The sequence below is a fragment of the Bradyrhizobium sp. KBS0727 genome (assembly GCF_005937885.2).
Lineage (GTDB): Bacteria > Pseudomonadota > Alphaproteobacteria > Rhizobiales > Xanthobacteraceae > Bradyrhizobium.
The window spans coordinates 1,111,763-1,134,412 of sequence record NZ_CP042176.1 but is presented as its reverse complement, the minus strand read 5'-3'; the positions used below and the strand labels follow the sequence as shown (position 1 = coordinate 1,134,412).

22 protein-coding genes are annotated in these 22,650 nt (G+C 62.5%); 7 read left to right on the top strand and 15 right to left on the bottom strand.

The genetic code is table 11. The annotated features are described in order from the left end of the window. The first annotated feature begins 27 nt into the window (after positions 1-27). From FFI89_RS05340 to FFI89_RS05330, 3 genes are read left to right on the top strand one after another with little or no spacing between them, the layout of a single operon-like run. Positions 28-813, top strand: a complete 786-nt coding sequence (locus tag FFI89_RS05340; protein WP_138833575.1) for a fumarylacetoacetate hydrolase family protein — start codon at positions 28-30, stop codon at positions 811-813. A 3-nt stretch (positions 814-816) separates the two neighbouring features. Further along, entirely contained in the window at positions 817-2,550 is a 1,734-nt protein-coding gene (locus FFI89_RS05335) for a thiamine pyrophosphate-requiring protein (protein ID WP_138833573.1), read from the top strand. A gap of 27 nt (positions 2,551-2,577) precedes the next feature. Continuing rightward, the gene (locus tag FFI89_RS05330) at positions 2,578-3,558 is read left to right on the top strand and encodes a tripartite tricarboxylate transporter substrate binding protein (RefSeq protein ID WP_138833571.1); all 981 of its coding nucleotides are present in this window, start codon (positions 2,578-2,580) and stop codon (positions 3,556-3,558) included. A gap of 21 nt (positions 3,559-3,579) precedes the next feature. Here FFI89_RS05330 and FFI89_RS05325 read toward each other — a convergent pair whose 3' ends face one another. The 4 genes from FFI89_RS05325 to FFI89_RS05310 all read right to left on the bottom strand — a co-directional run bounded on the left by FFI89_RS05325 (position 3,580) and on the right by FFI89_RS05310 (position 7,148). Then, positions 3,580-4,194 (bottom strand): hypothetical protein, encoded by a 615-nt coding sequence (locus FFI89_RS05325; protein ID WP_138833569.1) that lies wholly within the window; start codon positions 4,192-4,194, stop codon positions 3,580-3,582. Positions 4,195-4,322: 128 nt separating this feature from the next. Further along, positions 4,323-5,819 carry a monocarboxylate uptake permease MctP gene (mctP, locus tag FFI89_RS05320; RefSeq protein ID WP_138833567.1) on the bottom strand — a complete coding sequence of 499 codons (1,497 nt, stop codon included), beginning with the start codon at positions 5,817-5,819 and terminating at the stop codon, positions 4,323-4,325. Positions 5,820-5,830: 11 nt separating this feature from the next. Continuing rightward, positions 5,831-6,010, bottom strand: a complete 180-nt coding sequence (locus tag FFI89_RS05315) for a DUF3311 domain-containing protein (protein WP_138833565.1) — start codon at positions 6,008-6,010, stop codon at positions 5,831-5,833. Positions 6,011-6,155: 145 nt separating this feature from the next. After that, complete coding sequence (locus FFI89_RS05310) at positions 6,156-7,148, bottom strand: tripartite tricarboxylate transporter substrate binding protein (protein WP_246669364.1); 993 nt, start codon at positions 7,146-7,148, stop codon at positions 6,156-6,158. A gap of 170 nt (positions 7,149-7,318) precedes the next feature. On the opposite strand from FFI89_RS05310, the gene FFI89_RS05305 reads away from it, so the two are divergent. Beyond that, on the top strand, positions 7,319-8,389 hold the full coding sequence (locus FFI89_RS05305) for a peptidyl-alpha-hydroxyglycine alpha-amidating lyase family protein (protein WP_138833561.1): 1,071 nt from the start codon (positions 7,319-7,321) through the stop codon (positions 8,387-8,389). A 117-nt stretch (positions 8,390-8,506) separates the two neighbouring features. Here the strand turns inward: FFI89_RS05305 and FFI89_RS05300 are convergent, their stop codons facing one another. After that, entirely contained in the window at positions 8,507-9,418 is a 912-nt protein-coding gene (locus FFI89_RS05300; protein WP_138833559.1) for a LysR family transcriptional regulator, read from the bottom strand. Positions 9,419-9,557: 139 nt separating this feature from the next. Here FFI89_RS05300 and FFI89_RS05295 point away from each other — a divergent pair, with 139 nt between their 5' ends. The 3 genes from FFI89_RS05295 (at position 9,558) to FFI89_RS05285 (ending at position 12,997) form a co-directional block, all read left to right on the top strand. Continuing rightward, a complete protein-coding gene (locus FFI89_RS05295) occupies positions 9,558-10,796 on the top strand; it encodes an HlyD family secretion protein (RefSeq protein ID WP_138833557.1) in 1,239 nt (412 codons plus the stop codon). 36 nt (positions 10,797-10,832) lie between these two features. Then, positions 10,833-12,467: an MDR family MFS transporter gene (locus FFI89_RS05290; protein WP_138833555.1), complete on the top strand. Its 1,635-nt coding sequence runs from the start codon at positions 10,833-10,835 to the stop codon at positions 12,465-12,467. Positions 12,468-12,535: 68 nt separating this feature from the next. Beyond that, entirely contained in the window at positions 12,536-12,997 is a 462-nt protein-coding gene (locus tag FFI89_RS05285) for a carboxymuconolactone decarboxylase family protein (RefSeq protein ID WP_138833553.1), read from the top strand. Positions 12,998-13,157: 160 nt separating this feature from the next. Here the strand turns inward: FFI89_RS05285 and FFI89_RS05280 are convergent, their stop codons facing one another. The 10 genes from FFI89_RS05280 to FFI89_RS05235 all read right to left on the bottom strand — a co-directional run bounded on the left by FFI89_RS05280 (position 13,158) and on the right by FFI89_RS05235 (position 22,584). Beyond that, positions 13,158-14,015, bottom strand: coding sequence for a D-amino-acid transaminase (locus FFI89_RS05280; RefSeq protein ID WP_138833551.1), 858 nt, complete (start codon positions 14,013-14,015; stop codon positions 13,158-13,160). Between the two features lie 213 nt (positions 14,016-14,228). Continuing rightward, complete coding sequence (locus FFI89_RS05275) at positions 14,229-14,960, bottom strand: amino acid ABC transporter ATP-binding protein (protein WP_138833549.1); 732 nt, start codon at positions 14,958-14,960, stop codon at positions 14,229-14,231. 9 nt (positions 14,961-14,969) lie between these two features. Next, positions 14,970-15,662 carry an amino acid ABC transporter permease gene (locus FFI89_RS05270; protein WP_138833547.1) on the bottom strand — a complete coding sequence of 231 codons (693 nt, stop codon included), beginning with the start codon at positions 15,660-15,662 and terminating at the stop codon, positions 14,970-14,972. A gap of 10 nt (positions 15,663-15,672) precedes the next feature. After that, on the bottom strand, positions 15,673-16,404 hold the full coding sequence (locus FFI89_RS05265; RefSeq protein WP_138833545.1) for an amino acid ABC transporter permease: 732 nt from the start codon (positions 16,402-16,404) through the stop codon (positions 15,673-15,675). Between the two features lie 146 nt (positions 16,405-16,550). After that, positions 16,551-17,462 carry an amino acid ABC transporter substrate-binding protein gene (locus tag FFI89_RS05260; RefSeq protein WP_138833543.1) on the bottom strand — a complete coding sequence of 304 codons (912 nt, stop codon included), beginning with the start codon at positions 17,460-17,462 and terminating at the stop codon, positions 16,551-16,553. A gap of 20 nt (positions 17,463-17,482) precedes the next feature. Next, positions 17,483-18,337, bottom strand: coding sequence for an alpha/beta fold hydrolase (locus FFI89_RS05255; protein WP_138833541.1), 855 nt, complete (start codon positions 18,335-18,337; stop codon positions 17,483-17,485). Continuing rightward, positions 18,334-18,792, bottom strand: coding sequence for a hypothetical protein (locus FFI89_RS05250; RefSeq protein ID WP_246669363.1), 459 nt, complete (start codon positions 18,790-18,792; stop codon positions 18,334-18,336). The genes FFI89_RS05255 and FFI89_RS05250 overlap by 4 nt, the downstream gene beginning before the upstream one ends. Before the next feature lie 87 nt (positions 18,793-18,879). After that, the gene (locus FFI89_RS05245; protein ID WP_168212792.1) at positions 18,880-19,713 is read right to left on the bottom strand and encodes an IclR family transcriptional regulator; all 834 of its coding nucleotides are present in this window, start codon (positions 19,711-19,713) and stop codon (positions 18,880-18,882) included. Positions 19,714-19,850: 137 nt separating this feature from the next. Then, entirely contained in the window at positions 19,851-21,128 is a 1,278-nt protein-coding gene (locus FFI89_RS05240) for an MFS transporter (protein WP_246669362.1), read from the bottom strand. 70 nt (positions 21,129-21,198) lie between these two features. Continuing rightward, on the bottom strand, positions 21,199-22,584 hold the full coding sequence (locus tag FFI89_RS05235) for a M20 family metallopeptidase (protein WP_138833535.1): 1,386 nt from the start codon (positions 22,582-22,584) through the stop codon (positions 21,199-21,201). Positions 22,585-22,650: the final 66 nt, after the last annotated feature.

Genomic DNA, 22,650 nt, shown 5'->3' with positions numbered 1-22,650 from the left:
GAGCGAATAAGAACAAGAGGAAACCACATGCGTTGGCTCAAATTCACCGCCGCCGGAAAGACGTCCTGGGGCCTCGTCGAGGGCGACAAGGTGATATCAGTCAGCGGCGATCCGTTTGGTGAATGGCAGCGGGATAGGCAAACCCATGCATTGAAGGACGTGAAGGTCGAGCTGCCGCTGATCCCGCGCACCTTCTATTGCGTCGGCCTGAACTATCTCAAGCACCTCAAGGAAGCCGCCGACAAGGCCGGCACGGTGCCGAACGTGCCTGACCGGCCGGAGATCGGCTATCGCGCCCAGAACGCCCTGATCGCGCATGACGAGGACGTCGTGATTCCGGCCACCGCGACCGAGAAGATTCACTACGAAGGCGAACTCGCGGTGGTGATCGGCAAAAAGGCAAAACACCTCACCGAGGCCAATGCGATGTCCTGCGTGTTCGGCTACACCATCGGCAACGATGTCAGCGAACGCACCTGGCAGAAGGCCGATCGCGGGCTGTGGCGCTCCAAGAACGCCGACACCTTCAAGCCGATGGGTCCGTGGATCGAGACCGACGTCGACCTCGACAAGATGGAAACCACCATCCGGGTCAACGGCAAGCAGACCGGCCATTTCCACACCAACGACATGATCTTCGGCATCGTGCCGTTCATCGTCGAACTGACCAAATATTTCACGCTGTGGCCGGGCGACGTGATCTGGATGGGCACCGACGGCGCCTCCCCCGACCTGAAAGCCGGCGACGTCGTCGAAATCGACATCACCGGCATCGGCACTTTGCGCAACAAGTTCGTCGCCGAGAAGCGATAGGATATGGGCCGGTACAGCACCGCACACTACTTCCTCGAGGGCCTGGTCGATCTCGGTGTCGAATACATCTTCGCCAATCTCGGCACCGACCATGTTTCGCTGATCGAGGAGATGGCGCGCTGGGACAAGGAGGGCCGCACGCATCCCGAGGTGATCCTGTGCCCGCACGAGGTGGTCGCGGTGCACATGGCCGGCGGCTATGCGCTGGCAACCGGACGCGCCCAGGCCGTGCTGGTGCATGTCGACGCCGGCACCGCAAACGCCTGCATGGCGATCCAGAACCTGTTCCGCTATCGCCTGCCGGTGCTGCTGTTCGCCGGCCGCGCGCCACACACGCTGCATGGCGAACTGACCGGCTCACGCGACACGTACGTGCATTTCGTGCAGGACCCGTTCGACATCGCGAGCATCGTCCGCCCCTATGTCAAATGGGAATATTCGCTGCCGTCCGGCGTGGTGGTGAAGGAGGCGCTGGCCCGCGCCGGCGCCTTCGCGCACAGCGACCCGCCCGGCCCGGTCTACATGATGCTGCCGCGCGAGACACTGGCCGAAGAATGGGACGAGACCGCCATGCCGGCCTATCCGGCGGCGCGCTATGGCAGCGTGCACGCCGGTGGCGTCGAGCCCGCGCGAGCCAACGCGATTGCGCAGGCGTTGATGGCGGCCGAGAACCCGGTGGCGTTCGCAGCCTATCTCGGCCGCAAGCCGGAAGCGGTCACGGCCCTCGATCGGCTGGCGCGTACCTGCGGCATCCGCGTCGCCGAATTCAATTCGATCGATCTCAACATCCCCCAGGATTCGCCGTGCTTCGCCGGCTCCGACCCGCTGCCTTTGCTGGAGCACGCCGATCTCGGTCTGCTGCTCGATTCCGACGTGCCGTTCGTGCCGCAATATGCCAAGCGTGCGAGCGCGATCAAATGGATCCAGATCGATATCGATCCGCTCAAGGTGGATTTTCCGATGTGGGGCTTTGCAACCGACATGCGGATTCAGGGCGATTGCGCAACCGTGCTGAGCCAGGTGCTGGAAGCGGTCGAAGCCCGCGCCGACGACGCCTATCGCAAGCGTGTCACGGAACGCATCGCCAGCTGGAGCGGCGCACGCGAGGTCTCGACAAAACGACGCGCAACGGCGAGCGGCAACAAGGGCGTGTCGGGTGCGCTGAACCCGGCCTTCGTCTTCGCGACGCTCAGCGCAAAGCTTTCGCCTGACGATGTCGTCCTCAATGAGGCGATCCGCAACGGGCCAATCCTGCAGGAGCACCTCAGCCGCACCCGGCCGAAGAGCTATGTCGGTCTTGCCGGCGGCGGGCTCGGGTTCTCCGGCGGCATGGCGCTGGGGCTAAAACTCGCGCAGCCCGGCCGCCGCGTCGTGCAGGTGATCGGCGACGGCGGCTTTCATTTCTCCTCCCCCGACAGCGTCTACGCGGTGGCGCAGCAATACCAGATCCCGATTTTGACCGTCGTGCTCGACAATGGCGGCTGGCAGGCCGTGAAATCTGCCGTGCAACGGGTCTACCCCAAGGGTATCGCCGCCGAAACCGACCAGTTCCAGTCACGGTTGACCTCGGGCCGCCAGGGCGAAAAAAGGGATTTCTCCGACGTCGCTAAGGCGTTCGGCGCTTACGGCGAATGCGTCACCGAGCCCGACCAACTCGCTGACGCCATCGATCGCGCATTTGCAGCGCTCGATGACGGCAAGGCCGCCGTATTGCATATCAAGGTGACGCGGCTCTAGTCATCGTTGCTTTAAAGGGTCGATTGCATGCGAACGCCCGGCCGGACTTTTCTGATTGCGGCGTGCCTTGGATGGCTGACGCTCGCCGCGCCGGCTCGCGCGCAGGAAGACCCTTCGAAATATCCAAGCCGGCCGATCCACATCATCGTCGGATTTGCGGCAGGCGGCGGCAACGACATCATCGCCCGCGTCTTCGGGCAAAAATTATCCGAAAGCCTCGGCCAGCCGGTGATCGTCGAAAACAAGCCGGGTGGCGGCGCCATCGTCGCGACCGAATATGTCGCAAAGTCGCAGCCCGACGGTTACACGCTGCTGATGAGCGCCAGCGGCATCTCGATCAATCCAGCGGTCTATGCCAAGTTGCCCTATGATGCGATCAACGACTTTGTCGCGGTCTCCGAGCTGGCCTCGTTTCCGCTGATCATGATCGTCAACGCCTCGTCGCCGATCAAATCGGCGGCTGAACTCGTGATGTATGCCAAAGCCAATCCGGACAAGATGAACTATGCGAGTTCGTCGGCTTCGTTCCAGCTGGTGACCGAACTGTTCAAGCAGAAGACCGGCGCGCCGATGCAGGTCATCCCCTACAAGAGCGCCAACGAATCGGTGCTGGCGGTGGTATCCGGCCAGGTCACCACGACTATCGCCGACGCGGGCCCGGTACTGCCGCAGGTCAAGAGCGGTACGGTGCGGGCGCTCGCCGTCGCCGCACCGAAGCGGATGGAAGAATTGCCTGACGTGCCGACCCTGCAGGAGGCCGGCGCGGATGTCGACGCCGTCCTGTGGAGCGGCATTTTTGTATCGAAGGGTACGCCGGCTGCGATCGTGAAAAAACTCGAAGGCGAACTGATGCGTATCGCCGGACTGCCTGACGTGATCGCGCGCCTGAAGCCGCTCGGCATCGATACCGTCGGCAACTCGTCGGAGGCGTTCGCAAGAGTGCTGGCCACCGATATTGCGCGATGGGGCGAAGTCGCCAAGGCCGCCAACATCAGGATTGAGCAGTAGCGCCGTCGGAATACCGTGTGATCAGAATGCCGGCGCCTGACCGTTGCGACCGTAGGTAATGCGCGGTGCTTGCACCGTTCCGTCGGGCTGCTTCTTCGCGGCCGCGACAAAGATCCTGGTGCCCGGCTGCACCTCTTCCTTCTTTCCGAATTCGTAGGTAACCACGACCGTTTCCGGCGTGACGATCAATTTCTTGTCGCCGTCCTTGTACTTGACGGACAGCACCGGCCCGTCGACGCCCGTAACCGCCTGCTCGACATTGCCATTGGTCATCTTGCTCTTGGGCAACAGGTCCCAATCATAATGGCCTTCGCCAGTGCCACGCATCGCTTCCGGGAAGATATGAACCTCTATGGCCTTCTGCGTGCCGTCAGGCTGTATCATGCCGGCGGAACCGACGAACATGCCCTGCTTGATGTCGGCCATGCTCGAAGGGACGATCGCAACGAACAGGGGATTGTCGGTCAAGCTCAGCTTCAGCTCGGTGCCGTCGCGATTTTTCACCACATAAACCGGTCCCTCGATGCGCTCGACGGTGCCGCGGATGCGGACGGTTTCCTGGGCCGATGCCGGCAGGGCCATGCCGATAGAAATGAGGCTGGCGGCCATCATCATGCCTCGTGCCATGCCAAACATGATCATCCTCCCTGTTCTTGTTCGAGAGCGAGGTTTGGTTCGCCCAGAAAAATCTAACCCCCGGGAGCAGCAGATATTCCCTGTTCCGGCTTGATGCCGGCATCCTTGAGTCGCCAAGGCCGCCAACATCAGGATTGAGCCGTAGCGCTGGTTCGATTCGGCGAAACCAGCCCGACAATCACGGTGGCGATTGCCGCCACCGCGATGTTCAGGATCAATGCGCCAAGCCCGACGTAGAACACGTAGCTGGCGCCGCCGAGATCGATTGTCGCCAGCGGCTTCAGGCCGTTGCTCCATGCCGTCCACGAACCCCATCCGATGCCGGCCGCCCAGCCGAGCAGCAGGCCTTCGGAACGGAACCAGCGCGTGAACAGTCCGAACACCAGCGCCGGAAACGTCTGCAGGATCCAGAGGCCGCCGAGCAGTTGCAGATCGAGCGCATACTGCGTCGGCAGGAACAGGATGAAGGTGAGCGCGCCGACCTTCACCACCAGCGACGCGATCTTCGCCACCGCCGCCTCGCCGGCGTGGCTGATGTTGGGATCGACATAGGATTTCCAGACATTGCGGGTGAAGAGGTTGGCGGCGCCGATGCTCATGACCGCCGCCGGCACCAGCGCGCCGATCGCGATCGCCGCGAACGCGAAGCCCGCGAACCAGGACGGAAACAGCACCTTGAACAGCATCGGCACCACGTCGTTCGGCGAGGATACCTTGATATTGGCGGCATAGGCCATGTAGCCAAGCAGCGCGATCAGGCCCAGCAACAATGTATAGGCCGGCAGCAGGATCGCATTCTTGCGGATGGTGTCGGCGGACTTCGAGGCGAAGATGCCGGTCAGTGTATGCGGATACATGAAGGCGGCGAGCGCCGAGCCCAGCGCCAGCGTCGCATAGGGCAACATCTGCGCCGGCTTCAGGATCAGGCCGGTCGCGCCGCCCTTGGCCGCAAACGCATCGTTGGCGGCGGCGAACACCGCGCCATAGCCGCCGAGTTTGGCGGGCACGATGACAACGGCCACCAGCACCACGATGTAGATCATGATGTCCTTGACGAAGGCGATCAGCGCCGGTGCGCGCAAGCCGGAACTATAGGTATACAGAGCCAGGATGATGAAGGCGGCGACAAGCGGCAATTCGCCTGTCAGCCCCATCGCCTTGATAACGACCCCCATGCCGATCAGTTGCAGGGCGATATAGGGCATGGTCGCGACCATGCCCGTCATCGCGACCGCCAGTTCAAGCGCGCGCGAACCGTAGGTGCCGTGAACCACGTCGGCCGCGGTGACGTGGCCGTTGGCATGCGCGCGGCTCCACAATATGGGCATGACCGCGAATACGAAGGGATAGACGATGACGGTGTAGGGCAGCGCAAAGAAGCCGTAGGCGCCGACCGCATAGACCAGGGCCGGCACGGCAATCACGGTATAGGCGGTATAGAAATCGCCGCCGACCAGGAACCAGGTGATCCAGGTGCCGAACTGCCGGCCCCCGAGCCCCCATTCATCCAGATGTTCGCTGACCGGTCCGGCCTTCCAGCGCGCGGCCAGAAAGCCCATGACGGTGACGAGCGCAAAGAAGAAGAGGAAAACCGCGAGCGCAACCCATTCGATATGATCGGCCATGGCGATGCCCTTCAAGGTGCTTCGTCAGGCGTACGGCTGCGATAGACCCGCCAGATCAGGAGCGAGGAGATCGGTACCCAGGCGAGCTGGTACCAGTAGAAGAATGGAAAGCCGAACAGCGAAGGCTCGGTAAAGTTATAGAAGGGCACCCACAACAAGCCGACAAACGGCAGCAGCAACAGGATCCACATGAGCGGACTCCAGCCTCGCGCCGGCTTACCTCACCGGCGTTCCTGAACTCCAATGATTTAAGAATCAGATCGTCGCGCCGCCAAGCGAAATTAAGCGTTGCTGCGATGCGATGCGCGATAAAGTGATCGTGGCAACGATTATTTGCTACTCCGGCTTGATGCCGGCATCCCTGATGACCTGGCGCCAGCGCGCTTCCTCGCGGAAAAAATAGCGGTCGAGCACTTCGGGCGGCTCGGCCACCATCACGAGGCCTTCGTTGACGCCGAGCTTTTTGAAGGCGACGGATTGCACGGCTTTCGCGGCCGATTTGTTCAGGCGGTCGATGATCTCGGGCGGCGTCTTCGAAGGCGCGTAAACGCCATACCAGGCTTCGGCGGCATAGCCGGGGACGCCGGCTTCCGACACCGTCGGCAATTGCGGGAATGCCGGCGAGCGTTCCGCCGAGGTCACGGCGATGGCGCGCAATTGCCCGGACTCGACCAGCGAAGCAGCACTCGCCACCGTCGTGAACATCACCTGGATTTGCCCGCCGAGCAAGTCGGTGATCGCCGGTGCCGCGCCCTTGTAGGGCACCGTGGTCAGATTGACCTTGGCCATGTGCTTGAACAATTCACCGGCGAGATGCGCGGACGTGCCGGTGCCGTAGGTGCCATAGGAGAGCTTGTCAGGCTCGGCTTTGGCCGCCGCGACGAGGTCCGCGATCGATTTGATCGGGGACGCCGGATTGACCACGACGAGGTTGAACGAACGCGCCACCAGCGCCACCGCGGCAAAGTCGCCATGGGCGTCGTAGGGCAGCTTGGCTTGCAGGCTTGGATTGACGGCGTTGGCGAACGTCCCCATCAACAGCGTATAGCCGTCCGGCGCGCTTGCCGCGACCGACTGCGTTCCGATGATGGTGCCCGCGCCCGGCTTGTTCTCGATGATGACGGAGACGCCGAGATCCTTCGACATCTCCTGCGCCAGCGTCCGCGCCACCACGTCGGTGCCGCCGCCCGGCGCGAACGGGACCACGATCTTGACGATGCGCTCGGGATAGGCCGCGAAGGCCGTCCCGGTTGGAAACACAGACAGCAACGCGCATGCTGCAAGCGCGAACAGAACGGATGACTTGTTGGTGTTGTTTCGGGCTTGCATGAGACCTGGCTTGCGGCGCGGATAAGGAAGCATCAGCAAATCACGCCCGCCCCCGCAATGCTATGCGTCTGATGACCATCGGTCATGACGCCGGGATCGCATGCCAATCGCGCGGCCATCGACTAGCATCCCACCTAACAACAAGAACCAAAATCCCCGGGAGGATTCACATGAGGCACTGGCTGGCCGGATTGATGCTGTTGGTGGCGCCACAGGCGTTCGCGCAGCAGCCTGTTCCCAATATCGCATTCGACTCCGTGCCCAATCCCTTAAAATTGCCGCCGAACATGTATTTCGGCGAAGTGTCGGGGGTATCGGTCAATTCCAAGGGACATGTGTTCGCGCTGTCGCGCGGCAACACCAGTGGCCCGGCCTATGCCGCCGCGGCGACGCAACTCTTGGAATTCGACGCGCAAGGCAAGTTCATCCGCGAAATCGGCAAGAACCTTTACGCCTGGTCGTTCGGGCACACCGTCAAGATCGATCCTCAGGACAACATCTGGGTGACGGATAAAGGTTCGGACATGGTGATCAAGTTCGATCCCGAAGGCCGCGTCGTCATGGTATTCGGCCGCAAGCGGGAAGCCTCCGACGAGGACACCGCGCCGCTGAAGCATCCGAAGCCACCGCTGCCGTCCGAGGACGGCAGGTTCCGGCAGGTCACCGACGTCACCTGGGACAAGGCCGGCAACACTTTTATTAGCGACGGCTACATCAACTCGCGTGTCGCCAAGGTGGACAAGGACGGCAACTGGCTGAAGTCATGGGGCGACCGTGGCAACGAGCCCGGCCAGTTCAACACCCCTCATTCGATCGCCTCCGACGCCAACGGCAATGTCTATGTCGCCGACCGCGGCAACCACCGCATCCAGGTGTTCGACGGCGACGGCAAATTCCTGCGCCAGTTCACGATCGACGTGCCGGTGCCGCCGGGCGCCAAGCCCGCGATCGGCAAGATCCCGGATGAGGCAATGATGGCCGGCGGCACCTTCTATCCGGGCTCGCCCTGGTCGCTGTGCATTACGCCGCCGCCGAATCAGGTGCTGTACAGTTCCGACGCCTGGCCCGGCCGGATATACAAGCTCAGCCTCGACGGCAAGCTGCTCGGCGTGCTCGGCCAGTCCGGCAAGCAGTTGAAGCAGTTCGGCTGGATCCACGCGATGGCGTGCCCGTCGGAGAACGTGCTGTTCGTGGCGGAATTGTTGAACTGGCGGGTGCAGAAGTTGCTGCTGAAGCCGTAGTTCTGTTCGTCCGTCATTCCGGGGCGATGCGGAGCATCGAACCCGGAATCTCGAGATTCCGGGTCTGGTCCTTCGGACCATCCCGGAATGACGACGCTAACGTGACGCCAACACCGATCACGAATACGGATTAATCAGCTTCTGCTGTTCCGCGCTGTGATGGGCCAGCATGTCGATGAAGGTCCTGACCTTCGCCGAGAGATGATGGCGGTGCGGATAGACCGCGTTCATGGATAATTCGACCGGACGATACTCCGGCAGCAGGCGCACCAGGCGACCGGCCTCGAGATCGTCATGGACCAGAAAACCCGCGGCAAGAGATATCGCGTGGCCGTGCAGCGCCGCCACCCGCAGCGTCTCGCCGCTGTTGCTGATCAGATTGCCGGACACCCGCACCGAAGCCGGCGCTCCCTTGCGGTCGACGAACCGCCAGTCGTCCCCCCAGGGATAGTTGACGTGGCGAACGCAATTGCGCTCCGACAGATCAGACAATCGCTGCGGCCGGCCATATTTCTCGATATAGGCGTGCGAGCAGCACAGCACTTGCCGCCAGGTGGCGAGGCTGCGCACGATCAGGCTTGAGTCCGGCGGCTGCGTCATGCGGATCGCGACATCGTATCCCTCGTCGATCATGTCGACCGTTCGCTCGCCCATCTGCAGATCCACCTTGACCTCGGGATGAGCGGCGAGGAATTCGGCCACCACCGGCGACACGAACTGCACGATATGGGTCGCGCAGTAGATCCGCAGCGTGCCGCGCGGCGTCTGTTGCTGGGCGCCGGCGAGGTCGTCGGCCTGTTCGATATCGGCGAGGATCTGGACGCAACGGTCGTAATAGGCCTTGCCGACTTCGGTGAGGCTGACCTTGCGCGTGGTGCGCTGAAGCAGCCGCGCGCCGAGCCGGTCTTCGAGCGATTGCACATGGTTGCTCACCATGGTCGTCGACATCTCGAGGCGGCGCGCCGCGGCGGAAAACCCGCCGCTATCCACCACCCGGACAAAGGCCGTCAAACTGGTCAGCCGGTCCATTGGCAAGCCCCCGATTATCCACTTCCGCGGGATAATGCTTCCATTATTGCCGGGATTATCACACGCGAGCCGACATTGCATCTTGCGGGCGTAGCCAGCGCCCTGCTCCCGAGGACGCTTCGCCGATGACGAGGACGCCATGTCGACCGCTTCTTATACCACTGATATCACAGACAAAATAAACCTTCGTCCATCGCGGAAGGCGATCAAGCGCGCGGCCCTGGCGCTCATTCTGGCGCTCGGAATCGCGACATCAGCGGATTTTGGCTACGGCTATCTCACCACCGGCCGCTACCTGGAATCGACCGACGACGCCTACGTCAAAGCCGACTCCACGATCATCTCGCCAAAAGTGTCCGGCTACATCGCGCAGGTTCTGGTCGGCGACAACCAGCCGGTCACGGCCGGCCAGCTTCTGGCCCGGATCGACGATCGCGATTTCAGGGCCGCGCTCGATTCCGCGCACGCCGATGTCGATGCGGCCGAAGCCGCGGTGCGCAACCTCGATGCGCAGATCGCCCTGCAGCAGCCGATCATCGAACAGGAAACCGCCGACGTCGCCGCCGCCGAAGCCAATCTGCAATTCGCACGCGAGGAACAGGCCCGTTACGACGGCCTGATGAAAACCGGCTCCGGCACCATTCAGCGCGCGCAGCAGACCGATGCGGCGTTGCGCGAGAAGAACGCTCAGTTGCAGCACGAGAAATCCGGACTGATCGCGGCGCAGCGGAAGATCGACGTTCTCACCACCGAGCGCGCCAAGGCCGTGGCGCAGCTCGATCGCGCCCGCGCGGTCGAACAGCAGGCGGCGCTGAACCTGTCCTACACCCGGATTTCGGCGCCGGTGGACGGCACGGTTGGCGCGCGGTCGCTGAGAACAGGTCAGTTCGTGCAGGCCGGCACGCAGTTGATGGCGGTGGTGCCGCTGGATGCGGTCTATGTGGTCGCGAATTTCAAGGAAACCCAGCTTACGCATGTGCGCAACGGCCAGCCGGTCGAAATCCGGATCGACAGTTTCCATGGCACCAAGCTGCGCGGCCATGTCGACAGCCTGTCGCCAGCCAGCGGGCTCGAATTCGCGCTGCTGCCGCCCGACAACGCCACCGGCAATTTCACCAAGATCGTGCAGCGCGTGCCGGTGAAGATCGTGCTCGACGACCATAACCTGACCGGCCTGCTGCGGCCGGGCATGTCGGCGGAGCCCACCGTCAACACCAAGGCAACTGTACTGGCCGAGCGCGAAACCCGGGCTCGGCTGGCCTCGGATGCCGCGCTGGCCCACCAAACGGCGGCCAAGGCGCCTGTTCAGCCGGGAATTATCAAGTCTTGCCGGACAATCCTTCCATATCCCACCCAATTATCGGACCTGCACGCCTAGTGCATCCTGCCTCTGCCTGAGCAAGAGGAGACCCTCATGACCGCACTCCAGCCCGCAATGAACGCCGCCTCCCCTGCCAACCCTGTCGGTCGTTCCGCGCAAGCCGCCGCGCCCGGAAAGGCTGAACCTGCGGTCTCTTCCAAGACCTGGATCGCAGTCATCGGCGCAACGCTCGGCGCCTTCATGGCGGTGCTCAACATCCAGATCGTCAATGCTTCGCTGGCCGACATCCAGGGCGCAATCGGCGCCGGGATCGATGACGGCGGCTGGATCTCGACCTCCTACCTGATCGCCGAGATCGTGGTGATCCCCTTAAGCGGCTGGCTCGCCCAGGTATTCTCGATCCGACGCTATCTCCTGACCAACGCCATCCTGTTTCTCGTTCTCTCGGTCGCCTGCGCCTTTGCGCAGAACCTGCCGCAGATGATCGTGCTGCGCGCGATCCAGGGCTTTACCGGCGGCGTGCTGATCCCGATGGCGTTCACGCTGATCATCACGCTATTGCCGAAAGCAAAGCAGCCGGTCGGTCTGGCGCTGTTCGCGCTGTCGGCCACCTTCGCGCCGGCGATCGGCCCGACCATCGGCGGCTTTCTCACGGAAAACTGGGGCTGGCAGTTCATCTTCTATGTCAACCTGGTGCCGGGCGCGGTGATGATCGCGATGCTGTGGTTCTCGCTGGAAGCCAGACCGATGAGGCTGTCGCTGCTGCGCGAAGGTGACTGGGCCGGTATCGCCACCATGGCGATCGGCCTCTCCGCGCTGCAGACCGTGCTCGAGGAAGGCAACAAGGACGACTGGTTCGGTTCATCCTTCATCGTCAAGCTCTCGGTCATCGCGGCCGTGGCGTTGAGCGCGTTCCTGTGGATCGAACTCACCACCCAAAAGCCGCTGCTCAACCTGCGCCTGCTGCTCCGCCGCAATTTCGGCTTCGGCATGCTGGCCAATTTCCTGCTCGGCATCGCGCTGTACGGTTCGGTGTTCATCCTGCCGGTCTATCTGTCACGCATTCAGGGCTACAATGCCGAACAGATCGGCATGGTGCTGGCATGGACCGGGTTGCCGCAACTGTTGCTGATCCCGTTGGTGCCGCGGCTGATGAAGCGCTTCGATCCGCGCCTGATCATCGGCATCGGCTTTGCGCTGTTCGCCGCCTCCAACTTCATGAACATCTACATGACCAACGACTACGCCACCGATCAGTTGTTCTGGCCCAACATCGTCCGTGCGCTCGGCCAGGCGTTGGTGATGGCACCGCTGTCGGCGGTCGCGACCGCGGGCATCGAGACGGAAAACGCAGGATCGGCGTCCGGACTGTTCAACATGATGCGTAACCTCGGCGGCGCCGTCGGCATCGCCATGCTGCAGACCTTCCTGACCAAGCGCGAGCAGTATCATTCCAACGTGCTGATGCAGTCGGTGTCGATGCTGGAACAGGCGACGCGCAACCGGATCGACCAGTTGACGCAGTATTTCATCAATCACGGCATCGCCGATCACGCGGAGGCGACGCATCGCGCGGTGATCGCCATCGGCAGGATCGTGCAGAAGCAGGCCTTCATCCTGGCCTTCAGCGATACCTTCTACCTGCTCGGCGCCGCGCTAATCGTCGCACTCATGGCAGCCTTGCTGCTGAAGAAGCCCGACCATCTTGCAGATGGCGGCGCACACTGACTTTTTAGACGCGTTTTCACGAAAACGCTTTTGGAATATACCTTCAACCCCGAGAGAGGAGACCGACCATGAAACCCCGGATGAACTTCTACCAGGCCGCCCCCGACACCATCAAAGCGCTCAGCGCGCTCGAAGCCCAGATCCAGAGCTCCGGCCTCGAAAAATCGCTGATCGAACTGGTCAAGACCCGGGCCTCGCAGATCAACGGCTGCGCCTTTTGCATCAACATGCACACCCAGGACGCCCGCAAGCAAGGCGAAACCGAGCAGCGGCTGTATCTGCTGAATGCCTGGCGCGAGTCGCCGCTCTACACCGACCGCGAACGCGCCGCTTTGGCGTGGACCGAGGCGGTGACGCTGATCGCCGAAACGCATGCCCCGGATGATCTCTACGAAGACGTCCGCGCCCATTTCAATGAAGCGGAGACGGTCAATCTGACCATGCTGATCGGGGCCATCAACGCCTGGAACCGGCTCGCGATCGCGTTCCGTGCGATACATCCGGTGAAGGTATCGGCGGCGGTGGCGTAGGCGGGCAACTGTCATGCCCCGCGAAGGCGGGGCATCCAGTACGCCGCGGCTTCTCGGTCAATCAACGAACGTCTCTGGGATACTAGATCGCCCGCCCCAGTGCGCAATCGCGCACAAGGCGGGCGATGAGACGGAGAGTTAGCCGCGGCTTCTGAAGCCACTACACCGCCGTCTTCTTCGCAAACTCGACATAGATCTCGCGCAGCCGGTCGGTCATCGGGCCGGGCTTGCCGTTTCCGACCTTCGTGCCGTCGATCGTCACCACCGCCTGCACGAACACCGTGGCGCTGGTGACGAAGGCCTCCTTGGCGGCCAGCGCCTCCTCGATCGTGAACGCGCGTTCCTCGACGCGGAGCTGGCGCTCTTCGGCGAGCGCGACCACCGCCTTGCGGGTGCAGCCCGGCAGAATCTCGCTGCCGTTCTGGCGCGTCACGATCACGTCGTCCTGGGTCAGGATGAAGCACGACGACGAGCCGCCCTCGGTCACCTTGCCGTCCTCGATCATCCAGGCCTCACCGGCGCCGGCGACCGCCGCGGCCTGCTTCGCCAGCACCTGCGCCAGCAGCGCCACGCTCTTGATGTCGCGACGCGTCCAGCGCAGATCAGGCACCGTGATCACGCCGATACCGGTCTTGGCCGACGGCGCGTTGATGATGTCCTTGACCGAAGTGAACATGATCAGCGTCGGCTTGACGCCCTTGGGGAAGGCAAAGTCGCGGCTGGTGTCGGCGCCGCGCGTCACTTCCAGATAGACCATGCCGTTGACGAGATTATTGCGTTTGACCAGTTCGCGCTGGATCACCTCGATTTCCGCGACGCTCACCGGCAGTGCCAGCTCGATCTCGCCGACCGAACGCTCCAGCCGGGCCAGATGCGAGGCGTTGTCGATCAGCTTGCCGTCCAGCACCGCGGCGACCTCGTAGATCCCGTCGGCAAACAGGAAGCCGCGGTCAAGGATCGAGACCTTGGCGTCCTTCAGGGGCACATACGAGCCGTTGACGTAAGCGATTTGTTCCAAGCGGGTTCTCCTGTCGGGCCTGCGAAGCGGTTGCGGCGGACCTTATACGCAATTTGTTAAGGGGTAGGAACCCTGGCGATGTCATGCCGGGCGTCCCGAAATGCCTCCCCCGTCATTGCGAGGAGCGAAGCGGACGAAGCAATCCATTCTTTCTTTGTAGGGAACGATGGATTGCTTCGCTTCGCTCGCAATGACGTGAATGGGCGGCGCGCCTCAATGCGACAATATCTTCGACAGAAATTTCTGCGCACGGTCGCTGCGGGGGCTGCCGAAGAAATCGGTCTTCAGCGCGTCCTCGACGATTTCGCCCTGGTCCATGAAGATCACCCGGTGTGCGACCTTGCTGGCAAAGCCCATTTCATGGGTCACCACCATCATGGTCATGCCCTCGCGGGCAAGATCGACCATGACGTCGAGTACCTCCGAGATCATTTCGGGATCGAGCGCCGAGGTCGGCTCGTCGAACAGCATCGCGATCGGGTCCATCGCGAGCGCCCGCGCAATCGCCACGCGCTGCTGCTGACCGCCGGACAGTTCGGCCGGATATTTGCTGGCATGCGCCTTCAGGCCGACCCGGTCGAGCAGCTTTTCAGCTTTGGCCATCGCCTCGGCGTGCGAGCGGCCCAGCACCTTCTCCTGCGCCAGGCACAGGTTTTCGATGATCCGCAGATGCGGAAACAGCTCGAAGTGCTGAAACACCATGCCGACCCGGGCGCGCAGTTTCGGCAGGTCGGTTTTGGGATCTTTGACCTTGATGCCGTCGAGGATGATCTCGCCTTCCTGAAACGGCTCCAGCGCGTTGACGCATTTGATCAGCGTCGATTTTCCCGAGCCCGAGGGACCGCACACCACCACCACCTCGCCTTTGGCGACGCTGGTGGTGCAGTCCTTGAGCGCCTGGAAGACCGTGCCGTACCATTTATTGACGTGGCTGATTTCGATCATGCTGAGCCTTTACCGGACAATGGCAATGCGTGCCTGCAGGCGGCGGACGCCGTAGGATGCGAGACTGGAAATCGCGAAATAGACCGCAGCGGCGAACAGATACATTTCAACCAACCGGCCGTCGCGCTGCGCCACTTTGCTGGCGGCGCCGAGAAAGTCCGGGATCGACAGCACGTAGACCAGCGAAGTGTCCTGGAACAGCACGATGGTCTGCGTCAGCAGCACCGGCAGCATGTTCCGGAACGCCTGCGGCAGCACGATATAGCGCATGGTCTGGCTGTAGGTCAGGCCGAGCGCATTGGCGGCCGCCGGCTGCCCCTTGGAGATCGACTGAATGCCGGCGCGCATGATCTCGGAGAAATACGCCGCCTCGAACAGAATGAAGGTGATGAGCGACGACGCGAACGCGCCGACGCGTATCGGCCGCGACGCGCCCGTCAGCCATTGCCCTATATAAGGTACCAGGAAGTAGAACCAGAAGATGACCAGCACTAGCGGCAGCGAGCGCATCAGATCGACATAAAGGCCCGCGATGCGGCCGAGCAATTTGAAGCCGGACAATCGCATCAGCGCGATCAAGGTGCCGAACACCAGGCCGCCGGCCGCAGAAAGCGCCGTGAGCGTCAGCGTGAACGTCATGCCGTCGAGAAACAGGTATCCCAGCGACCGGCGGATGACGTCGAAATCAAAGGTGCTGAACATCAGGTGACCTTCACTTCCCGGAGATGTAGCCGGGAATGGCTACCCGGCGCTCGAGAAAGCGCATGGCGGTCACGACGACAATGTTGATGAGAAGATACAACACCGTCGCGGCCGTGAAGGCTTCGAACACCTGGAACGAGAATTCCTGCATGGCGCGGGCTTCGCCGGTCAGTTCGATCAGTCCGATGGTAATGGCAACCGACGTGTTCTTGATGGTGTTGAGAAATTCGGACGTCAGCGGCGGCAGGATAACGCGGAAAGCGATCGGCAGCAGCACGTAGCGATAGGCTTGCGTCGTTGTAAGGCCCAGCGCGGTCGCGGCCATCTTCTGCCCGCGCGGCAACGAACCGATGCCGGCGCGGAGCTGTTCGGCCACGCGCACCGACATGAACAGGCCGATGCCGACCGCCGCCGTCCAGAACGGCGCGTTGGGCATTTGCTTCAGCCACAATCCCGCGGTGCGCGGCAGCAGTTCCGGCAGCACGAAGAACCACAGGAACAGCTGCACCAGCAACGGAATGTTGCGGAAGAACTCGACGTAGCAGAAGGCGATCGTCGACGCGGTCTTCGACGGCAGCGTACGCATCACGCCGATGATCGTCCCGATCACCAGCGCGATGATCCAGGCCAGCAGCGCCGTCTTGATCGTCAGCACCAGCCCGGACAGCAGCATGTCGAGATAGTTGCCGGTGCCGTTTGGCGACGGCTCCCAGAAAATGCGCCAGTTCCAGTGATAGTTCACTTTCGCCCCCGCGAAGCGCTGCCGACATAAAGCGCCAACGCTTGTGAGATTAGCGTTTATGCGAGCAACGTCCATGCAAACTTCCGGCCATTCCTTGCGGGAATGGCCGGGACTTGAAGCGCCTCCTCGCCAGGAGGGGTCTGGATCTACTTATAGGAATCCGGATCCGGCGAGTCCGAGGGCTTGGCGAATTCGTTCTTCAGTTCGGTGCCGATCGGCACATTGAGGTTCAGCCCCTTCGGCGGAACCTTCTGCGTGAACCATTTGTCGTAGATCTTCTGGCCCTCGCCGCCGGTATAGAGTGCGGCAGTCGCTGCATCGACCACCTTCTTGAAGGCCGGGTCGTCCTTGCGCAGCATGATGCCGTAGGGCTCGGGCTTGGAGAACGCATCCTTGGAGATGACGTAGTCATCCGGCGTCTTCGATCCGGCGGCAAGGCTCGCCAGCAGGATGTCGTCCATCACGAAGGCGACCGCGCGGTCGGTCTCGACCATCAGGAAGGCCTCGGCGTGATCCTTGGCCGGAATGATGTTGACGTTGAGATTGCGCGCGGCGTTGGCTTCGGTGAGCTGCTTGATATTGGTGGTGCCCGCGGTCGAGACCACCGTCTTGCCCTTGAGATCGTCGATCGAATTGATCTTGCTCGCCTTCTTGGTGACGTAGCGGCTTGCGGTCAGGAAGTGGGTGTTGGTGTAGGCGATCTGCTTCTGGCGCTCGGTATTGTTGGTGGTCGAGCCGCATTCGAGATCGATCGTGCCGTTGGCGAGCAGCGGAATGCGGGTCGACGACGTCACCGGATTGAGCTTGACCTCGAGCTTGTCGAGCTTGAGTTCCTTCTTCACGGCATCGACGATCTTGTAGCAGATGTCCATGGCATAGCCGATCGGCTTCTGGCTGTCGTCCAGATAGGAGAACGGGATCGAGGAGTCGCGGAAGCCGAGCGTGATGGCGCCGGTTTCCTTGATGTTCTTCAGCGTCCCCGTCAGGTCCTCGGCTCGCGCCTGGCCTGCGCAAAGCGCGGCGGTGAACGACAAGCCGATGATAGTCGAGCGTTTCATACCTGTACTCCTCGTCTGGGTTACGTCGATTGCTTGAGAATCTCGCCGAGCACCGGCGAGATGTAGCGGCGAAACTGATCGGGATTTTCGCTCATTGGAAAATGGCCGAGCTGCTCCATGATGGTGACACTGGCGCCTGATATCGCGGCGGCGGTCCGTTTGGTATCTTCCGGCGTGCAGGAGAAATCATACTCGCCGGTGAGCAGAAACAGCGGGCATACTTTAGTATCGATCTGCGCCACCCGGCCGCGCAGGTCGCCGTCGACCCGGTAGAAATAGAGGTCGCCCTTGAAGACGCCGGGACCGCCCTGTTTGTAGGCCCACAGCGTCTCTGTCCGCGAAGCGGCCGGGCTTTGCGGCGCGATCAGGCCGGATACCAGCGCGGCGCAGACTTCGCCGCCATGGACGTCCGGGCGATTGAGCCACGCGGTGTCGTACCACGGCGCCTGGAAGTCGGCGGCCTCGAGCCCGATCAGCGCACGGAATTCCGCGGCATAATCGATCGCCAGGTTGAGAACGATGCGGCCGCCGATCGAGCACCCCATCACGACCGGCCTGTCGAGTTTCAGCGCCTGGCAGAAGGCACGGATCGTCTGCGTATAGCGCGCCGTGGTGAGCTGATATTCCGAACCGTCCCAGTTCGCCGGCGGATTGGATTTGCCGTGCCAGGGCATGTCGAAGGCGATGATGCGGAAATTTTTCGCGAACGCTTCATCGCCAAGCAGATGCCGCCACTGCCTTCCGTCGGCGCCCGCGGTGTGCAGACACACCAGCGGAATGCCGGCGCCATTTTCCTCGAAATAGATGCGGTGCATCTCGCCGTCGATATCGACGTGAACGTAACGGCCGACCAACGTCTCGATATCGCCGTTCATGACGCCACCATGACGAAGTTCTGCCGCGGCAACGCCAGCACATCCTTAAAATACTGCAGGTTGGCAATGAAGGGATGCAGGTCGCCTTCCAGCACCGCTTCGCCTCTTTTGGTCAGCGCCAACAGATCATGGAAGCCCGGCCGCGGCGCCGCCTGCCAATATTCGGCCCAGGCCGCGGCCGAGGCGCGATAGGAAAATCGCCACGACCGCATCAAGACCGGCGCCGGTGTCAGGTCGACGATCCGTCCCTGACGGATCGAGACGTGAAAGGGGTGGCCGATCGGCCCGAGCAGACATTCGCAATCGAGGAAACGGCCGCGCGCGATCAGCGCCGGCGTCTGGTCGAGAAGGGCCGGAATTCCGGCGAACGCCTGAATGACAGCGGCGTCGGTGGCGGTCGTAACTGAAATCATGCGCTCCAGGGCGTGTCCCGCGATGCCGGCAGTGGCCGGCATAGGATGGCCCGACGCTCCTGATATCGCAAGGACCCGCGACCTTTAGGCGGCCTTGATTATTGCTTCAACAGCATCCTGTCTCTGCCCCTATCCCGCCTTGATCGCCTTCAGCGTGCCCGGCTTGGCCGGCTGCGCCATCGCCCGCGTCAGGATCTGCACTTCCTTTTTCAGCATCTCGGCGAGTTCGCTCTCGCGCCGCCGGATGCGATCGCTGGAAGCGCCGATGCTCAGGGCCGCGACCACCTGCCCGGCGTCGTCGCGGACGGGCACGCCGACGCCGCCCATGCCGGGATAGGCGGCATCGAGCAGCAAGGTGTGGCCGTGCTTGCGTGCGGCAACGATCCGTTCGCGCAGATATTTCGGCGTGATGCGCGGCGACTTCGCCAGGCGAGGCGTCAACACTTCGATGATCGCTTCGATCTCGGCATCCGGCAGCCATACCATCAGCGCGAGGCTGCCGGCGCCGACGCCGAGCGGCCGACGACTGCCGATCTGCAGGTAATTCGGCTGCAGCGGATGGCTGCCGACCGAGCGCGCCAGATACAATGCCTCGACGCCGCTGCGAACCGATAACAAGGCGGTGTCGGCGGATCTCTCCGACAGCCGCAGCAGGCTCGGCTGCGCCAGTTCGGCGATATCGACGGTGCGGCGCGCGCTGATCGCCATCACCCGCGCTTCCTGGCCGAGTTCATAGGTTTTCGCACCGGCGACACGGCTGACGAAGCCCTCGTCGATCAGCGAGCCCAGAATACGCAACGTCGTCGCCTTGTTCAGCGAGGTGGCGTCGGCAATCTCGGTCAGCCGCAGCGGCGAGTTCTGCGCCAGCACGCGCAGGATCGCGCAGACCTTCTGGATGGCGTTGAACTTGTCGGCCTGACCGACCACGGACGGCGCCGACTTTCTTTTGGGCGTCGCCGCCATCGTCTGGTCTCCGCTTTGCCCCGATCCTAGAGCGAGCGAAGCGCTAGTGACAGGCATTATTTCGTCTGACAGACCTTTCCTTGCAGGATAACTGCTCGAATTTCGAGGCTTTTCTCCGACGTGGAAATACTATTCCGCTAGGCGAACCCGTCGTCCGCCGACGTTCGCCGGATCGTGACCAGCGCGCAGAGGCTGACGATGCCGCAAAGGGTGATGTAATATCCGGGTGCGAGATTGCCGAAAAAGGCAAAGCTCCCCATCCAGGCCATGGTCACCGGCGACATGCCGCCGAATACCGTGACCCCGATATTGTAGCTCAGGCCAAGCCCGGTGCCGCGCGTCATCGGCGGGAACAGTTCGGACATCAGCGCCGCGAGCGGCCCGAAGTAGAGCGCCTTCATGGCGCCGAGGCAAAGCACGACCAGGATGATCACCATCGGCGTCGGCGTCCGCGTCAGTATCAGGAAGGCCGGAAAGGCCGATACCAGCAACAGCAGACAGAATGCGATCATGTGGGTGGTGCGCCCGATCCGGTCCGAGATAATTCCGGCGATCGGCGGCAGCACGGTGACCGCGATGCCGGCGGCCAGCGCCGCCTGGAAACCCACCGACGGCGGCAGCTTGAGCGTTTTGACCACGTAGGTCGGCATGTAGACGATGAGGTAGTTGACCGAGGTCGTCACCGCGATGGCGCCTATACCCAGCAACACCCGAAGCTTCTGCTCGGCGAACACCTTGGTAACGACGGACTCGCCCTTGGCCGCGGGCGGCGCCGTCGCATCGTCGATATTGTTCCGGATATAAATGCCAATCGGCCCGATCAGTACGCCGAACAGAAACGGAATGCGCCAGCCCCAGGATTCCAGATCGGCCGAGGTCATGGCCGAGGTGAGCCAGACGCCAAATCCCGACGCCAGCAGTCCGCTCAGTCCCTGACTGGCGAATTGCCAGCTTGCCACGAAGCCACGCCGGTGCGGCATGTGCTCGACCAGAAACGCGGTCGAGCTGCCGAACTCGCCTCCGGCGGAAAAGCCCTGCAACAGTCGCGCGAGAATGACCGCGATCGGCGCGAGAATGCCGATGGTCGCGTAACCCGGCATCAGTCCGACCGCCAGCGTACCGAACGTCATCATGACGATGGAAACCATCAACGACGCCTTGCGGCCGAAGCGATCGGCATAGGCGCCGAGCACAACTCCGCCGATCGGGCGCGCCAGATACGACAGGCCGAACGTGCCCAATGTCAGCAGCAGCGACGCCGTCTGGTCCTCGTTCGGAAAGAACGCTTTCGACACATAGATGGCAAAATAGCCGTAGACGGCGATGTCGTACCATTCCAGCGCGTTGCCGATCGAGGTCGCAACGATCAGCTTTGTAACGTCCTTTTGCTTCGACGCGTACGCTACGTCTCGCACTTCGGTTCCTGACAACGCCATCTACGATACCCTTTCCCCACCAGTGTCCATGTCGCCGCGCCGTATCCCGTCAGGACTTGCGCGGCATTTCACCGAGATCCCAGAACAGCCCGGCCATCATGGCCAGCGCTTCCTCGGTGATCGGCAGCAGAATGTGCTCGTCCGGCGCATGCTGGGAGCAGCCCGCATAGGAATGGGGGATCCAGATGGTTGGCAGGCCAAGCCCTTCGGCGAATACGCCATTCGGCAGCGAGCCACCGATGTTCGGCAGGATCGCCGGAGCCTTGCCTGTGGTCTTGCGGATCGAATTCGCCGCCCAGTTCACCCAGGGGCTATCGACATCGGTTCGCGACGCGCCGAACCTCTGCTGCCCGGTGACCTCGATCATCGGAAAGCCATTGGCGTGCAGATAGTCCCTGACCGCATCGACGACCTTTTCATATTCGGTGCCGACCACGAAGCGAAGCTGCAGGACCGCGCGCGCCCGCCCGGGAATTGCATTCGCCGGCTCCTCGATATTGCCCGACGACATCGCCAGCACTTCCAGCGTGTTCCAGGCATAGACGCGTTCGGCGGCCGACAGGTCGTCCTCGCCCCAATTCTCGGAGAGCTGCGGCTCATCCGCCGTCGGCTTGACCTCCACTTCGGCCAGCACGGAGCGAATCTGGTTCGAGATGCGCGGCGGCTTCATGATATCCAACTTCATCCGCCCCCTGTGATCGACCAGGGCTGCGATGGCGTTGGCGAGGATGGTCGCGGGGTTGGCGAGCAGCCCGCCCCAATTGCCGGAGTGATTGCCGCCTTCGCGCAGATTCACGTCGAGATGAATGCGGACGCCGCCACGGCAGCCCAGGAAAATGGTGGGACGATCCGCCGATAGCCGGGGACCGTCGGAAGCCAGCAACAGGTCGGACTTCAATTCCTCATGCAGCGACTTGCAGACTTGCGCCAGATCCGGCGAGCCGATCTCCTCGGAGGTCTCGATGATGAACTTGGCGTTGAAGCCGAGCTTGCCGCCACGGGCCTCGCGGACCGCGCGCAGCGCCGCCATATTGATGCTGTGCTGCCCCTTGTTGTCGGCGGTTCCGCGGCCATAGACCCGCTCGCCCTTGGTTGTGGTCTGCCACGGATCGAGATTGTCCCGCCATTCGCCAACCATGCCGCCGACGACGTCGCCGTGGCCATAGGAGAGCACGGTCAACAGCGAGGGGTCCTCGTGATAGTCAGCCAGCAGATAAGGTCCCTTGCCGATCGGCGATTCCACGATTCGCGTCGTAAATCCCATTTCAGCGAATGCCGGTGTCAGCCCCTCCACGAGATAGGCCCGCATCGGATCGCCCGGCAGCGGTTCCTGGCTCTGCGTCTTGAACCCGACCCTGCGGTTCAGCTCGGCAATGAAGTCGCCGGAATGAAGATGTTCGCGCGCTTTCGCAATCGCGTCGGCTCTGGTCGCCATGGTCTTCCTTTCACACTCACAAATCACACTCACAAGTCCCGGCCGCCAACCTATCGAGAACCTTCG